Raw genomic sequence first — 15166 nt, forward strand, 5'->3', positions numbered from 1 at the left:
CTCTCATCGGGGCGCAACCCGGAGGATCGGGGGGCATTGCCCTTGCCTTCCGCCGCGGATCGGAGCGGACTCCGTAGAATCCACAATACGGCAGCAGCGCTGCGAAAACGTCTAAAATACAGAATAAATCGGCGGTTTTTTCAATACTTGCAGCGGCCTAGCAGGCGGGATGCCCTGCGGAAGTCCCCGACGATGGTCGGAGGCGGTGCGACAATATGGTGATGATTTTCGGCCATTAATACAGTAGAAATAGCACTTAAGTAGTGTTTTATGCATGTTCTCCGTGACGGGGTGCTGGCTTATGCGCGATAATGGACCGGTTACGAACCGCGAAATCGAAATGGCCGACGACATGCTTCTGGTGTCGCGGACCGACACCCGCGGCAAGATTACGTTCGTCAATAAAGCATTTGTTGATATTAGCGGTTTTTCGGAAACAGAATTATTCGGCGCGCCGCACAATCTTGTGCGCCATCCGGACATGCCGCCGGCGGCCTTTGCCAACCTGTGGGAAACCATCAAGGACGGCAGGCCGTGGGAGGGGCTGGTCAAGAACCGGTCCAAGAACGGCGACCATTATTGGGTCAAGGCGAACGTCACCCCGATCACCGAAAAGGGGGTGGTGACGGAGTATATTTCCATCCGGTCCAAGCCGAGCCGCGACGCGGTGGCGGAGGCGGAGCGCATCTACGCCGAGATCCGCGGCGGGCGTGGTCAGCAGTACGGGCTTCTGGACGGGCAGATCGTCCGCCGCGGCTTCGGCGTCTGGCTGAGCAGCCTGGTATCCAGCATCGGCGGGCGCATCCTGGCGACCAACGGCCTCCTGTTGCTGACCGTGATCGCCCTCGGCGGGGTGAGCCTGACGGGCGGCGACAGCGTCGGGATATTCGCCGGTCTGATGTTGTTCGGCCTGCTGGTGGCCGGCATCGGCACGCTCAGCGTGATGGGCACGGTGCGCCGGCCGCTCGGGCTGGTGGAAACACACCTCGACGCTATCGCCCGCGGCGACCTGATGACCAACGTTCCCAGCTCCGGCGTTGCGGAGTTCGCCCGCATCCGGTCGCAGATCCGCGCCGTGAAGGCGAAGCTGAACTATTCCACCCAGGAGCGCATGGAGCGCCAGCGCCAAGCGGAGGAGGAGCGCATCACCGCCCTCCAGGCCATGGCCGAGACGGTGGAGCGCGAGGCCAGCCACGCGGTGGAGCAGGTGGCCCTGCGCACCGGCGGCATGGCCCAGGACGCCGACGCCATGGCGACCTCGGCCGAGCGGGTCAGCATCAACGCCCAGAACGTCGCCGCGGCGGCGGAGGAGGCGCTGGCCAACGCCCAGACGGTGGCGGCGGCGACGGAGGAGCTGGCGGCCTCGATCCGCGAAATCTCCGCGCAGATCGCCCATTCCAGCGCGGTCACCCGTCGCGCCGTGGAGAACGGCCAGCGCACCCAGGGCACCATCCAGTCCCTGTCGGAGGCGGTCGGCCGCATCGACGAGGTGGTCAAGCTGATCACCGACATCGCCAGCCAGACCAACCTGCTGGCGCTCAACGCGACCATCGAGGCGGCGCGCGCCGGTGAGGCCGGGAAGGGTTTCGCGGTGGTGGCGCAGGAGGTGAAGAACCTCGCCAACCAGACCGCCCGCTCGACCGAGGAGATCACCCGCCTGATCGCGGAAATCCAGGGTGTGACCGGCACCGCCGTGGGCGCGGTGGCGGAGATCGGCGACACCATCGGCGAGATCGACCAGATCTCCAGCGCCATCGCCGCCGCGATGGAGGAGCAGGCCGCCGCCACCCAGGAAATCAGCCGCAACGTGGTGGAGACCTCCAACGCCGCGCAGGAGGTGTCGGTGCGCATCGCCGCCGTCTCCAGCGACGCCGACCAGACCGGTTCGCAGGCCTCGGGCGTGCGGGCCGGCTCGGACGAGGTGGCGACGAGCATCGACGAGCTGCGCCGCGTGCTGGTGCGTGTCGTCCGCACCTCCACCAGCGACGCCGACCGCCGCCGCAGCCCGCGCTACCGGGTGAACGAGGCCTGCGGCGTCGTGGTGCAGGGGCGCGATCAGTCCGGCACACTGACCGACCTGTCGAACGGTGGCGCCATGCTGAGCGGGATCGGCGGTCTTGGCGTGGGCGACCGTGGCACCCTGCGGCTCGACCGCTTCGGCCTGACCGTCGCCTTCGAGGTGCGGGCCATCGACAAGACGGCGATCCATGTCCGCTTCTCCGAAAGCGACGTGGCCCTGCCGCGCTTCCGTGACGCCTTCGCCCAGTTGACCCGCGGTCTTCAGCCGGTGGCGACGGCGGCCGCCTGACGAATCGCAACCCGCCCTGAAAAAACGACAACGGCCCGGCGTTCCGCACGCCGGGCCGTTGTCGTTTTGGGCTCTTCCTTCGTCAGCCTTCCGGCTTGTCCACGCTGTAGCGAAAGTCGCAATGGCTGGCGCCCTGCATGATGGTCTGCGTCCGCTCCATCTTGATCGACGGGTCGTAGCCCGTGCAGAAGGCGGCGTCGCGGTTGCAGGACAGCAGGTGGCCGATATGGCCCAGCCCCATCTCCCGGTACATCTCGGCGTAGCGGCAGCGGGTGACGTTGTAGTCGAACCGAGTCTCGTCCTGGTGCAACACCTCCAGCCGCAGCGCGTCGTCCTTGGTCCACAGCGGCTGCAGGTCGGCGAAGCTCGTCAGGCTGGTGCCGTTCGGCTCGGTCGCGGCGAAGGCCGCGGCGGATTCGACGGCGGCGCGGGTGATGGCGGCGCCCAGGATCTCCTGCGCCACCGCCTCGCCCAGCCGGGCGGCCATCTCCTCATAGACCGGCTTCAGGATCGCCGCCTCGATCCCGCGGCGCTCCAGCATGCCCATCACCGGCTTGGCCGCGGGCGTGTCGGTCGGTTCGGTCATCGGTGTCTCCGTCTCAAGAAGCCGTCAATGGGCGTGCCCGCCGAGATAGGCTTCGGCGATGCGGGGATCGTCGCGGAGCTGGGCGGCCGGGCCGGCCAGCACGATGCGCCCGTCCTCCATCACCGCCGCGTGGTCGGCGACCCGCAGGGCGGCGCGGGCGTTCTGCTCGACCAGCAGGATCGACACGCCCTCCGCCCGGATGCGCTGCACCAGATCGAAGATTTGCGCGACCACCATCGGGGCCAGCCCCAGCGACGGCTCGTCGAGCAGGAGCAGGGCGGGGCGGCGCATCAGGGCGCGGGCGATGCACAGCATCTGCTGCTCGCCGCCCGACAGCGACCCGGCGTTCTGGCGCAGGCGCTCCCGCAGGACCGGGAACATGTCGAGCATCCGGTCGAGTTCGCCCAGCCCGATGTCGCCGCCGCCGAGCACCAGATTCTCCCGCACGCTCATGTTGGAGAAGATCTGGCGGCCCTCCGGCGCCTGGGACAGGCCGAGCTTGACGATGCGGTGGGCCGGCAGGTTGGCGATGGGCTCGCCGCGGAAGGCGATGCCGCCCCGGCTCGCCCGGTAGACGCCCGAGATCGCCCGCATCAGCGTCGTCTTGCCGACGCCGTTGGAGCCCAGAACGGCGACGATGGCGCCCTGCGCCACGGTCAGGTCGATTCCGTGCAGGATCTCCTGCGGCCCCATGGTGACGTGCAGGTTCTCGATCGCGAGAATCGGCGCGTCGGCGTGCGGCTGGCTCATGCGTCCACCCCCAGATAGGCTTCCAGGACCGCTTGGTCGCGGCGGATGGCGTCGGGCGGGCCATCGGCGATCTTGCGGCCGGAGGCGAGCACCAGGATGCGCTGGCAGATGCTCATGACCAGGGTCATGTCGTGCTCCACCAGCATGATGGTCAGCCCGGTGCCGTGCAGGCGCTTGATGAAGTCGGCCAGCGCGCGGGTCTCGGTGTCGTTCAGGCCGGCGGCGGGCTCGTCGAGGATCAGGAAGCGCGGCTGCATCGCCAGCGCGCGGGCGATCTCCAGATACTTGCGCTGGCCGTAGGGCAGGTTGGCCGCCAGTTCGCCCGCCACATGGGTCAGGCCGACCGCCTCCAGCGCCTCCCAGGTGCGGCGGCTGATCTCAGCGGAACGGGCGCCGCCACCGGCGAGGGAGCCGAACAGCGCGCCCAGCGCCCCCTGCGGCAGCGCGCCGACCGCGCCCACCGACACGTTGTCGAACACCGACATGTTCGGGAAGACGCGCAGGTTCTGGAAGGTGCGGCTGATGCCCAGCCGGGCCACCTGGTTTGTCTTCAGCCCGCTGATGGTCCGGCCGTCGAAGGAGACGCTGCCCGACGACAGCGGGGTGAAGCCGGAGATCAGGTTGAACAGGGTGGTCTTGCCGGCGCCGTTCGGGCCGATCAGCCCGACCAGTTCGCCCTCGTCCACATGGCCGGTCACGTCGTTCACCGCCAGCACGCCGCCGAAGCGGCGGCTGACGTTGCGGATGTCGAGAAGATGCGTCATCGCCAGCCGATCCCTTCGCCCTTCACGGTGTTGCGCCACGCCGCGCCCAGTTGGCGCCGCGCGAGCTGGAGCGCGGAGACCTCGCCCAGCAGGCCCTTCGGCAGCAGGAGGATCGACAGGAACATCACCAGACCGACCATGATGTTGCGGAAGTCGCCGAAGGCGCGCAGTCCCTCCGGCAGCAGGATCAGCAGAAGCGCGCCGATCACCGCGCCGGGCAGGCTGCCCAGGCCGCCCACCACCACCATCGCCAGGATCAGGATGGATTCGGAGAACTTGAAGTCGCCCGGCGAGATGTAGCCGGTCATGTGCGCCCACAGGCTGCCCGCCACTCCGGCGAAGAAGGCCGACAGGGTGAAGGCTTCCATCTTCAGCCGCGCCGTGCTGACGCCCATGGCGTCGGCGCACTGGTCGTCCTCGCGGATCGAGCGCAGCGCGTTGCCGTAATAGGAGTGGCTGAGCCGCCCGATCGCCAGCACGCACAGCGCCACCACCGTCGCCACCGTGTAGTAGGTGGCGAGCCGGCCCGACAGGCTGAAGCCGAACAGCTCCAGACCCTTGGTGACGATGATGCCGTTGGGGCCCTTGGTGAACTCCACCCAGTTCAGCATGACCAGATAGAGCATCTGCCCGATGGCCAGCGTCGCCACAGCGAAATAAATGCTGACCAGCCGCATGGTCGGCAGCGCCACCAGGAAGGCGATCAGCGCCGCCACCAGACCGGACAGCGGCAGCGTCACCGTGAAGCCCAGCCCGAACTTGGTCGAGAGCAGGGCGGCGGTGTAGGCGCCGACCCCGTAGAAGGCGGCGTGCCCGAGATGCAGCAGCCCGGCCACCCCGGTAACCAGATGCATGGAGGCGGACAGCAGGATGAAGATCAGCGCCAGATTGGCGATCTGGTAGAAATAGCCGCGGTCGAAGCCGGCCAGCAGGGCGGGCAGCCCCACGAAGACCAGCAGGGCGAGCAGGAGCGGAATCAGCGCGCCTTGCCCGCGCCGCGGCGCCGACAGGTCAGACACGTTCACGGCGCGCTCCGAACAGTCCGTTGGGGAAGAAGATCAGGGTCAGGATCAGGAAGCCGTAGGCCACCATGTCCGACCAGCCCGACGACACGAAGGTCGTCGCCATGCTCTCCGAGATGCCCAGGATCAGGGCGCAGATCACAGCCCCCGGGATCGAGGACAGGCCGCCCATTACCATGGCGACGAAGGCCTTGATGCCGGGGACGAAGCCCATGGCGGGGAAGATCGCCCCGTAATAGAGCCCGGTCAGGATGCCCGCCGCCGCCCCCATCATCGAGCCGACGACGAAGGTCATGATGATGGTGCGGTCGGTGTCGATGCCGACATATTTGGCGCCCAGCGGGTTGTTCGACACCGCCCGGATCGACAGGCCGATGCGGGTGCGGGTCAGCAGATACTGGAGACCGATCAGCATCGCGGCGGCCACGCCGAAGATGATGAAGTCGCCGGTCACCAGGATCACCGGCCCGATGCGCACCGGCGTGTTGATGAGATACTCGAACGGGACGGAGCGCATCTGCGACCCGAACACGATCTCCAGCGCCTCGCGCACCACGATGGACACGGCGAGCGAGGAGAGCAGGGTGGATTCACGCATCGCCCGCGACTTCAGCGACGCCTCGTCGGTGAAGCGGCGGAAGGGTTTGAAGGCGATCCGTTCCAGCGAGAATCCGGCCATGGCGCCGATCGCCAGGGCGATGAAGATCACCGCGAAGATCGGCGGGGCCGTCGCGGAAATCAGCACCAGTCCGGCGAAGGCGCCCAGTGTGTAGACCTCGCCATGGGCGAAGTTGACGACGTTCAGCACGCCGAAGATCAGCGTGAAGCCGATCGCCATCAGCGCGTAGGTCATCCCCAGCGACAGCCCGATGGCGAGCTGCTGGAGGTAATATGGGTCGATCATGCGGGCCGTTCGCTGGAGATCGTTAGGCTATCGGGTCGGAAGGGGGCGCGCTGGTCAGTCGGCGACCGGCACGAAGGCACCGCCCTTGACCTCGACCTTCACCAGCTCCTTCTCGGCCTCGCGGTCGGCGCTGAAGCTGGTCTTGCCGGTTACGCCGGCGAAGTCCTTGGTCTGGGCCAGGGCGTCGCGCACCTTCTCGCGGGTCGGGTTCGGGTAGGCCTTCTCGACTGCGGCCAGCATGATGCGCACGGCGTCATAGGCCTGGGCCGGGAACTGGCCCGGAACCGCGCCGTTGGAGGCGGCCTTCCACTCCGTCACGAAATGCTGGATGTGCGGGGCCGGGTCGGTCGGCAGGAAGTTGGAGGTCAGATGGACGCCCTCCGCGGCTTCGCCGGCCAGCTCGATCAGCTTCGGGCTGTAGGCGGCCGAGGTCGAGTAGACCGGGGTCTTGATGCCGAGCTGCTGCACCTGACGCAGGAACTGCGCGCCGTCCTCGTAGAAGAAGCCGGTGTAGATGGCGTCCGGCTTCGCGCGCTCCAGCTTGCTGATCAGCGAACGGTAGTCCTTCAGGCCGCGGTTGAAGAACTCAGAGAAGACCACCGTGCCGCCGTTGGCCTTCACGCCGTCGGTGAAACCGGAGACGACGGACTGGCCCCAGTCGGTCTGCTCGGCGATGACGGCGATGTTCTTGTAGCCCTTGGACAGCATCCACTTGGCGTTGTAGGGGCCTTCCTGCGCCTGGGTGGCGATGTTGCGGAACTGGTACTTGGAGATCTTGGTGTAGTCGGGGTGCGAGGCGGTCTGTGAAAGCTGCGGCATCCCGGCGTCCTTGTAGACCTGCGCCGAGGCCATCGACACGCCCGAGGTGAAGTCGCCCAGCACGCCGACGATCGCCTTGTCGTCCACGAACTTGCGGGCGATGTTGGTGCCCTCCTTGGCGTCGGAACGGCTGTCCTCGAAGACGATCTCCGCCTTGAAGGGCTTGCCGGACGCGTTGAACTCGGTCAGCGCGATCTCGGCGGCCTTGCGGAAGTCCTGGCCGTACTGGGCGGTCTCGCCGGTCAGCGGCAGCTGGTAGCCGATCTTCACGGTGTCGGCGGCCAGGGCGGTGCCGGCAAGCGCACCGGTCATCAGGGCGGCGAGGGAGGCGGTCTTCAGGGCGGTCATCGCGTGTGAACCTTTCTTGTGAAGGCCGGCTTCGAGGCCGGTGTTGGGCAGCGTCTTGCGGTTGGGCTTGGCAGCAGGGTGGCTCAGGCGGCCTTCGGGCCGGGCAGGACCTTCAGGCGGCAACAGCCCTCGTCGCCGGGCTTCCAGGTCTCGCCGCGGAAGACGAAGCCGGCCGCCTCGAACAGGCCGCCGTCGATGGCGCCGGCCATGTTGCAGAGCAGCTCCAGATCCTCGTCGGACTTGCCCTGGGCCTGCCACGCCTCCTTCAGGGGGCAGCGGTGGAAATGAATCTCCAGCGCGTCGCCGTCGCAGCGCTTGATCTCCGGCGCGAACATGGAATCGCGGTTGGGAATGCCGTCGAGGAAGGCGTGGCACAGGCCGGCGAGGTCGTCCGGGCCGTGCGCCGCGTATTTCACGCCCATCGCCTCGCCCAGGCGGCGGGTCGCCTCGCGCCCGATGTCCAGCGCCGTCTCGGTGCCGTAGCGCTCGCGCAGCACGTCGAACATGTGGGCGTAGGACGCCGCCCGCATCGCGTAGGCGTTGCGCAGCTGCGTGGCGTGGTCCGGGGCGGCGGGCGGAATGGTGTCTTCAGTCATCGTCAGATTTCCCGGATGTCGTTCCAGCGGTATTGCAGGAGTTTGAACGGGCCGATGCGTTGCAGCAGCTCGTTGAAGGGCAGGGGGCGCGGCTCGGTCAGCGGCAGCGCCAACTCCGCCGGATCGCGGCCCAGAGCGGCGGAGGCCAGTTCCCGCCCCAGCGAGACGGACAGGGCGACTCCACGCCCGTTGCAGCCCGCCCAGGTGAAGGCGTTGGGGCCGAGCTGGTGGACCCGCGGGGTGTAGTCGGTGGTCATGGCGATCCGGCCGTTCCACACATGGTCGAACCGCAGCCCGCGCAGGGTGGGGAACATGGAGGCCAGCCGCAGGCCGACGATGCGGCGCAGCCGGTCGGCCCCGTCGACGGGGACGAGCAACGCGCCGCCGCTGACCAACCGGTGGTCGGCGGTGTAGCGCATGAAACGCAGGTCGCCGTGGGTGTCCGACATGGCCTGACGGCCGGGCAGGATGCTGCGCCGCTGCGCCTCGTCCAGCGGCTGGGTGGCCATCTGCCAGGACAGGACCGGCACGACCTCCGTGCGGATCTCCGGGAAGACCGCGGCGGCGTAGCCGTTGGTGCCGAGCACCAAGGCATGGGCGGTCACCGTGCCGTCCGGCGTGCGGGCGACCCAGCGGTCGCCGCGCCGCTCCACCGACAGGACCGGCGAATTGATGAAGACCGACGCGCCGGCCTCGACCGCCTTGCCGGCCAGCCCTCGGGCCAGCGCCAGCGGGTTGATGTGGCCGCCGCTGCGGTTCATCCAGCCGCCGTAATAGGCATCGGTGCCCAGCAGGTCCGAAATGCCGGTGCGGTCGAGAAGCTCCACCGGAGCGCCCCGACTGCCCCACTGCTTCGCCCGCCGCTCGGCGATGGCGATGCGGCCCGGCGAATGGACCGGCTGCACCCAGCCGGTCTGTTCGGCCGCGCAGTCGATGCCCAGGCGGCGGATCAGCGCGAACAGGGTGTCGGCGCTGTCGCGGATCAGCGCGACGAAGCGCTCGCCCCGTTCCGGCCCGAACTTGGCGACGAGGTCCTCGGGGTCGGGGCGGGTCAGAGTTGGGATGACCTGCCCGTTGTTGCGCCCGGACGCGCCGCGCCCGATCTCCGACGCCTCCAGGACGACGGCGCGCTTGCCCGATTCGGCGGCGTGCAGGGCCGCCGACAGGCCGGTAAAGCCGCCGCCGATCACCAGCAGGTCGGTCTCCACCGCGTCCTTGAGCACCGGAAGGGCCGGCGGTGGCGGGGCCGTGGCCTCCCACAGGGAGTCGGGCCGCTGCCAGATGCCGCCGGTTCCAGGAACACCGGTCTTGTTCTCTATCGCCTTCACCGTGCCTTGTCCCACGTCTGTCGGGTGAAATCGGCCCGATCATGGGACAAATTGCATACCCGGGCAATTACCATAGCGAGGACGCGGTAATTTTCCTGTTTCATACACAAACCATAGGGAGATAGGAATGGTTTGTACAAGGCTGCTTGCGGCGACGGCACTCGGCCCCGAATCCCTCTCCCACCTCTTACGCCCGCTTGCGGGCGCTGACGGCGTCAGGCGGTCTATGGCCGCCGAGAGCCCCGGGAGAGGGTGGCGCCGCAGGCGCCGGGTGAGGGTCGTTCGAGGATCAAGGCTCTGATTCTCGGCGGCACCCTCACCCTCCCGCCGCGCTGCGGCGGGCCCCTCCCTCTCCCGGGGCGGGAGAGGGGATGGCGGGTGCAATAACCTTCACGCCGCGCGCGGCAGCACCGTTTCGGCCAGCCGCACCCAATAGCTGAGGCCGATGGGCAGGACCGCGTCGTTGAAGTCGTAATGCGGGCTGTGCAGGTTGCGCCCGCCGTCCGATGGGCCGGCGCCGACCCAGACGTAGCAGCCCGGCCGCTGCTGCAGCATGAAGGCGAAATCCTCCGCACCCATACTGGGCATCGGGTCGAGGTCCAGCCCCGATTCGCCGACGACTCCGGCGGCGGCGCGACGGGCCAGTTCGGTCGCCCCGGCCTCGTTCACCGTGGAGGGGTAGCGGCGCTCGTAGCGCATCTCCGCCTCGACCCCGAAGCCGCCGGCGATGGCCTTGGCCAATTCGCCCATGCGCCGCTCCACCATGTCCTGCACCTCCTTGCGGAAGGTGCGGGTGGTTCCACGCAGGACGGCGGTGGCCGGAAGGACATTCCACGTATCGCCAGCGTGGAACTGCGTGACGCTGACCACTGCGGAATCGACGGGATGCACGCTGCGGCTGGCGATGGTCTGCCAGGCGTTGACGATCTGCGTGCCGGCCAGGATCGTGTCGGTGCCCAGATGGGGCATGGCGGCGTGGGTGCCCTTGCCGGTCAGGGTCAGTTCGAAGATGTCGTAGGCGGCCATGATCGGGCCGGGGCGCAGCGCGATCTTGCCGACGTCCAGCCCCGGCCAGTTGTGCATGCCGTAGACCTGCTCGACGGGGAATTTCTCGAACAGCCCGTCCTCGACCATCACGCGCCCGCCGCCCTCGTTCTCCTCCGCGGGCTGGAAGACGAAGGCGATGGTGCCCTGGAAGTTCGGATGCGCCGACAGGTGGCGCGCCGCGCCCAGCAGCATCGCCGTGTGCCCATCATGCCCGCAGGCGTGCATGCGCCCGGGATTGCGCGAGGCGTGGGGCAGGTTGGTCTGCTCGTGGATGTGCAGGGCGTCCATGTCGGCGCGGAAGGCGACCGCCGGCCCCTCGCCGTTGCGCAGCAGGCCGACCACGCCGGTCTTGGCGAGGCCGCGGTGGACCTCCAGCCCGAAGGAGGCCAGCTTCTCCGCCACGAAATCGCTGGTCCGCTCCTCCTCGAAGGCCGTTTCCGGGTGGGCGTGCAGGTCGCGCCGCCACGCGGTCATGTCGGCCGTCAGCGCCTCCGTCCCGTCGATCGTCCTCACCATGTCCCTGGTTCCCTGTGTTTCATGAGTGTGTGCGAATGATCTTGCCCAAAAAAGCACCCGCCGTGCAAAGCGCACGGCGATGCGGTGCCGTCACATCACCCTTGCAGGGCGGACCAATCCCGTGCAGGATGTGAGTGAACGTTCACTCATAGCTAACGCCACGAACGGAAGCGCCATGTCCAAAGATGCCCGCAGCGACGCACGCAACAAGGTCCGGGACGCCGCCATCGCGCTGTTCGCCCAGAAGGGGGTGAAAGCGACCACCATCAAGGACATCGCCCGCGCCGCCGGGGTGTCGGAGGGGGCGCTGTACCGCCATTGGGCGAGCAAGGAGGAGCTTGCCGCCGCCCTGTTCGCCGCCGAATACACCGCCCTGTCGCATAGCCTGCGCGAGGCGGCGGGGAGCGGTCCGGCGCCACAGCGGCTGCGCCGGGTCATCGCCTGGGCCTTCGGGCTGGTCGAAGCTGCGCCGGACCGCGCGCGCTTCCTCCTGCTGTCGCAGCACGACGCGCTGCCGCTGGTTCCAGGCGGTTTGGAAACGCCGGTGGACGTGGTCTGCGCCATCGTCGGCGACGGCATCGCGGAGGGGAGCATCGTCGACGCCGACCGCGAGGCGCTGGCCCACACCGTGATCGGTGCCATCGTCCTCAACATCCAGTCGCACGTTTACGGACGGCAGACGGCCCCGCTCGGCGCGCTGGCCGACACGGTCGCCGACGCGCTGCTGCGCGGCCTGTCCACTGGAAAGGAAACCTGAGCCATGGGCGAACTCGGCCTTCTCGCCACGCGGCGCTTCCTGCCGCTGTTCGTGACGCAGTTCCTCGGCGCCTTCGGCGACAATGTGCTGCGCGGTGCCATCGCGGTGCTGGCGGTTTACGGCATGGCGGGGACGGCGGGCGACGGCGCGCTGATCTCGACGCTCGCCGCGGCGGCCTTCACCGTGCCCTTCCTGCTGTTCTCGGCGACCGCCGGGCAATTGGCCGACCGCTTCGACCGCACGCTGATCGCCCGCGCCGTGAAGGTGGCGGAGATCGGCCTGATGGCGATCGCCGCCTGGGGCATCATGCGCGCCGACCTCGGCGTGCTGATCGTCGCGCTGGTCGGCATGGGCGCCCATTCCACCGTCTTCGGGCCGGTCAAGTACGGTCTGCTCCCCGACCTGCTGAAGCCGGAGGAGCTGACCGCCGGCAACGGTCTGGTGGAGGCCGGGACCTTCGTGGCGATCCTGCTGGGCACCATCGCCGGCGGCTCGCTCGCCCTGGCCCATCCGCTGGCGCTTCCGGGGCTGCTCGGGGCGACGGCGCTGGGCGGGCTGGCGGCGTCGCTGCTGATCCCGCGGGCGGGCAACGCCGACCGGACGGTGCGCGTCGGGCTGAACCCGGTGTCGGTCACCCTGCGCGTGCTGCGCGCCACCGCGCAGGACCGCGTGTCGATGCTGGCGATCTACGGCATTTCCGTCTTTTGGGGCGTCGGCGCGGTCGTCATGGCGCAGTTCCCGGCCATCGCGCGGGAGACGCTGGGCACCGACAGCGAGGGGGCGACCCTGCTGCTGGCAGTCTTCGCCGTGGGCGTGGCGGTCGGCTCCGTCTACGCCGGGCTGGGGCACCGGGTGCCGTCGCGCGCCGACGCGCGCCGCGCCGCCCTGGCAGGCCTCGTCGCGGCCGTGGCCGGGGCGGCGCTGCCCTTCCTGACGCCCGACGCGCCGTCGGCGGAGCCGCTGTCGGCGCTGGCCCTGCTGGCCCAGCCCTGGGCGATGCCGCTGCTGGCCGACCTGTTCCTGATCGCCGCGGCGGGCGGTGCCTTCGCCGTGCCGCTCTACGCGCTGATCCAGCACCGTGCGGCGGTCTCGGCCCGCGCCCGGGTGATCGCGGCGGCCAATGTGGTCAACGCGCTGTTCATGGTGGTCGGCTCGGGCATCGCGGCGGCCATGCTGGCGCTGGGCATCACGCCGCTGACCGTCGCCGCCTGGGGCGGGGCGAGCATGCTGGCCGCCGTCGTCCTGGCGCTCGCCATCGATGCGGTGGGCCTGGGGCGGGCGCTGGCCCGCGCCTTCTTCCGGCTGGCCTTCCGGGTCGAACTGCGCGGCGCCGAGCATCTGGAGCGGCTGGAAGGTGCGGCCGTCGTCACGCCGAACCACCAGTCCTTCCTCGACGGCGCGCTGCTCGCCGCCTTCCTGCCGGGCATGCGCTTCGCCGTGGACAGCTTCATCGCGCAGCAGGCCTGGGCCAAGCCCTTCCTGGCGCTGGCCGACCATGTGACCATCGACCCGACCAAGCCGATGGGCACGCGCCTGCTCGCCCGCACCCTGGCCGAGGGCCACAAGATCTGCATCTTCCCGGAGGGGCGGATCACCGTCACCGGCTCGCTGATGAAGATCAACGGCGGCCCCGGCATGCTGGCCGACAAGGCGGGCTGCCCCATCGTGCCGATCTGCATCGAGGGCGCCCAGCGCTCCTTCCTGTCGCGGATGCACGGGCGGCTGCGGCTGGGCCTGTTCCCGCGCATTACCATCACGGTCATGCCGCCGGTCGCCACCCCGGACGTGACTGGGCTGGCCGGCAAGAAGCGACGGGCGGCGCTGAAGTCCTGGCTGTCGCGCGTCATGACGGAAACCGTCTTTGCCGCCGGGCAGCGGCCCGACACGCTGGCGCTCGCCCTGCTGGAGGCTGGGCGGAAGACCGGCTGGGCCAAGGCGGCGGTGCAGGACGGCGACTTCACCACGCTGTCCTACCGCGCCCTGACCGCGCGTTCCCTGGTGCTCGGCCGCATCCTGGCCTGCGGCACCGAACCGGGGGAGGCGGTGGGCGTGCTGCTGCCGACCGCCTCGCCGACCGCGGCGGTGTTCTTCGGGCTGGCGGCCTATGGGCGGCCGGCGGCGATGCTGAACTTCACTGCCGGAGTGGATGCCGTGAAGGCGGCCTGCCGCGCCGCCGGGCTGCGCCGGATCGTCACCTCGGCCCGCTTCGTGGAGATGGGGCGGCTCGGCCCGCTGGTCGAGGCGCTCGCCGCCGACCACAGCATCGTCTATCTGGAGGACGTGAAGCGCGGGCTGGGCATCGTCGACAAGCTGCGGGCACTGGCCGCGTCGGTGGCGCCGGAGCGTTTCCTGCCCCCGCAGGGCCAGCCGGACGACGTGGCGGCGATCCTCTTCACCTCGGGGTCGGAGGGGCCGCCCAAGGGCGTGGCGCTGACCCACGACAACCTGCTCGCCAACATGGCGCAGGTGGCCTCCGTCGTCGACTTCACGCGGCAGGACGTGGTGTTCAACTGCCTGCCGGTCTTCCACTCCTTCGGGCTGCTCGGCGGGATGCTGCTGCCGATCCTGAACGGGGTGAAGACGGTGCTCTACCCCAACCCGCGCCACGTCCGGCTGATCCCGGAGCTGGTCTACCAGACCAACGCCACGGTGCTGTTTGGCACGGACTTCTTCCTGAACGCCTGGGCGCGGGCGGCGGACCCCTACGACTTCCGCTCGCTGCGGCTGGTCTTCGCCGGGGCCGAACGGTTGCAGGAAGAGACGCGCCGCACCTACACGGAACGGCTGCGCGTGCATCTGCTGGAGGGCTACGGCACCACCGAAACCTCGCCGGTGATCGCGGTCAACACGCCGGCCCGTTTCCGCCCCGGCACGGTCGGGCAGGCTTTGCCCGGCATCGAGACGGAGCTGCTTCCGGTCCCCGGCGTGCCGGTGGGTGGGCGGCTGCGGGTGCGCGGGCCGAACGTGATGAAGGGCTACATGCGCGCCGACAACCCCGGCGTGGTGGAGCCGCCGGAAGACGGCTGGCACGACACAGGCGACATCGTGGACATCGACGCCGACGGCTTCATCCGCATCGTTGGGCGCGTCAAGCGCTTCGCTAAGGTGGCCGGCGAGATGGTCCCGCTGGGACTGGTCGAGGAACTGGCGCTCCAGGCCGAACCGGAGGCCGTCCACGCCGCCGTCGCCCTGCCGGACGCCCGGCGCGGCGAGCGGATCGTCCTGGTCACCGCCGGCATCGGCCTGACGCGCGACGCGCTGGCGGCGGCGGCCAAGGCCAAGGGGGCGCCGGAGATCGCCATTCCCCGCGACGTGCTGCGGGTAGAGACGATCCCCCTGCTCGGCACCGGCAAGACCGACTACCCGGCCGTTAGCCGGCTGGCCGCGGAAATGCTGGCGAGCGAGACGGCCTGACGAACGC

12 protein-coding genes are annotated in these 15166 nt (G+C 69.3%); 3 read left to right on the top strand and 9 right to left on the bottom strand.

Annotated elements, in window-relative coordinates:
* Positions 1-352 precede the first annotated feature (352 nt).
* The gene (locus FHW79_RS11885; RefSeq protein ID WP_183179201.1) at positions 353-2308 is read left to right on the top strand and encodes a methyl-accepting chemotaxis protein; all 1956 of its coding nucleotides are present in this window, start codon (positions 353-355) and stop codon (positions 2306-2308) included.
* 82 nt (positions 2309-2390) lie between these two features.
* Here the strand turns inward: FHW79_RS11885 and FHW79_RS11890 are convergent, their stop codons facing one another.
* The 9 genes from FHW79_RS11890 to FHW79_RS11930 form a co-directional block, all read right to left on the bottom strand.
* The gene (locus FHW79_RS11890; RefSeq protein ID WP_183179103.1) at positions 2391-2894 is read right to left on the bottom strand and encodes an L-2-amino-thiazoline-4-carboxylic acid hydrolase; all 504 of its coding nucleotides are present in this window, start codon (positions 2892-2894) and stop codon (positions 2391-2393) included.
* Between the two features lie 24 nt (positions 2895-2918).
* Positions 2919-3644, bottom strand: a complete 726-nt coding sequence (locus FHW79_RS11895; protein ID WP_183179104.1) for an ABC transporter ATP-binding protein — start codon at positions 3642-3644, stop codon at positions 2919-2921.
* Complete coding sequence (locus FHW79_RS11900; protein WP_183179105.1) at positions 3641-4408, bottom strand: ABC transporter ATP-binding protein; 768 nt, start codon at positions 4406-4408, stop codon at positions 3641-3643. Before FHW79_RS11900 ends, FHW79_RS11895 begins: the two co-directional genes overlap by 4 nt.
* Positions 4405-5433, bottom strand: a complete 1029-nt coding sequence (locus FHW79_RS11905) for a branched-chain amino acid ABC transporter permease (RefSeq protein WP_199230184.1) — start codon at positions 5431-5433, stop codon at positions 4405-4407. Before FHW79_RS11905 ends, FHW79_RS11900 begins: the two co-directional genes overlap by 4 nt.
* Positions 5420-6334: a branched-chain amino acid ABC transporter permease gene (locus FHW79_RS11910; RefSeq protein ID WP_040136279.1), complete on the bottom strand. Its 915-nt coding sequence runs from the start codon at positions 6332-6334 to the stop codon at positions 5420-5422. The genes FHW79_RS11905 and FHW79_RS11910 overlap by 14 nt, the downstream gene beginning before the upstream one ends.
* A 54-nt stretch (positions 6335-6388) precedes the next feature.
* Entirely contained in the window at positions 6389-7501 is a 1113-nt protein-coding gene (locus FHW79_RS11915; protein WP_183179106.1) for an ABC transporter substrate-binding protein, read from the bottom strand.
* Between the two features lie 83 nt (positions 7502-7584).
* On the bottom strand, positions 7585-8097 hold the full coding sequence (locus FHW79_RS11920; protein ID WP_183179107.1) for an L-2-amino-thiazoline-4-carboxylic acid hydrolase: 513 nt from the start codon (positions 8095-8097) through the stop codon (positions 7585-7587).
* Positions 8098-8099: 2 nt separating this feature from the next.
* Positions 8100-9425, bottom strand: coding sequence for an FAD-binding oxidoreductase (locus FHW79_RS11925; protein ID WP_183179108.1), 1326 nt, complete (start codon positions 9423-9425; stop codon positions 8100-8102).
* Between the two features lie 390 nt (positions 9426-9815).
* Positions 9816-10988 (bottom strand): M20 aminoacylase family protein, encoded by a 1173-nt coding sequence (locus FHW79_RS11930; RefSeq protein ID WP_183179109.1) that lies wholly within the window; start codon positions 10986-10988, stop codon positions 9816-9818.
* A gap of 175 nt (positions 10989-11163) precedes the next feature.
* On the opposite strand from FHW79_RS11930, the gene FHW79_RS11935 reads away from it, so the two are divergent.
* Positions 11164-11745, top strand: coding sequence for a TetR/AcrR family transcriptional regulator (locus FHW79_RS11935; protein ID WP_183179110.1), 582 nt, complete (start codon positions 11164-11166; stop codon positions 11743-11745).
* Between the two features lie 3 nt (positions 11746-11748).
* Complete coding sequence (locus tag FHW79_RS11940) at positions 11749-15159, top strand: acyl-[ACP]--phospholipid O-acyltransferase (protein ID WP_183179111.1); 3411 nt, start codon at positions 11749-11751, stop codon at positions 15157-15159.
* Positions 15160-15166: the final 7 nt, after the last annotated feature.

The sequence above is a fragment of the Azospirillum sp. OGB3 genome (assembly GCF_014192915.1).
GTDB lineage: Bacteria > Pseudomonadota > Alphaproteobacteria > Azospirillales > Azospirillaceae > Azospirillum.

Coding starts and splice junctions, on each gene's coding strand:
- FHW79_RS11885 (WP_183179201.1), top strand. CDS start 353: ATGCTTCTGGTGTCGCGGACCGACACCCGCGGCAAGATTACGTTCGTC.
- FHW79_RS11890 (WP_183179103.1), bottom strand. CDS start 2,894: ATGACCGAACCGACCGACACGCCCGCGGCCAAGCCGGTGATGGGCATG.
- FHW79_RS11895 (WP_183179104.1), bottom strand. CDS start 3,644: ATGAGCCAGCCGCACGCCGACGCGCCGATTCTCGCGATCGAGAACCTG.
- FHW79_RS11900 (WP_183179105.1), bottom strand. CDS start 4,408: ATGACGCATCTTCTCGACATCCGCAACGTCAGCCGCCGCTTCGGCGGC.
- FHW79_RS11910 (WP_040136279.1), bottom strand. CDS start 6,334: ATGATCGACCCATATTACCTCCAGCAGCTCGCCATCGGGCTGTCGCTG.
- FHW79_RS11915 (WP_183179106.1), bottom strand. CDS start 7,501: ATGACCGCCCTGAAGACCGCCTCCCTCGCCGCCCTGATGACCGGTGCG.
- FHW79_RS11920 (WP_183179107.1), bottom strand. CDS start 8,097: ATGACTGAAGACACCATTCCGCCCGCCGCCCCGGACCACGCCACGCAG.
- FHW79_RS11930 (WP_183179109.1), bottom strand. CDS start 10,988: ATGGTGAGGACGATCGACGGGACGGAGGCGCTGACGGCCGACATGACC.
- FHW79_RS11935 (WP_183179110.1), top strand. CDS start 11,164: ATGTCCAAAGATGCCCGCAGCGACGCACGCAACAAGGTCCGGGACGCC.
- FHW79_RS11940 (WP_183179111.1), top strand. CDS start 11,749: ATGGGCGAACTCGGCCTTCTCGCCACGCGGCGCTTCCTGCCGCTGTTC.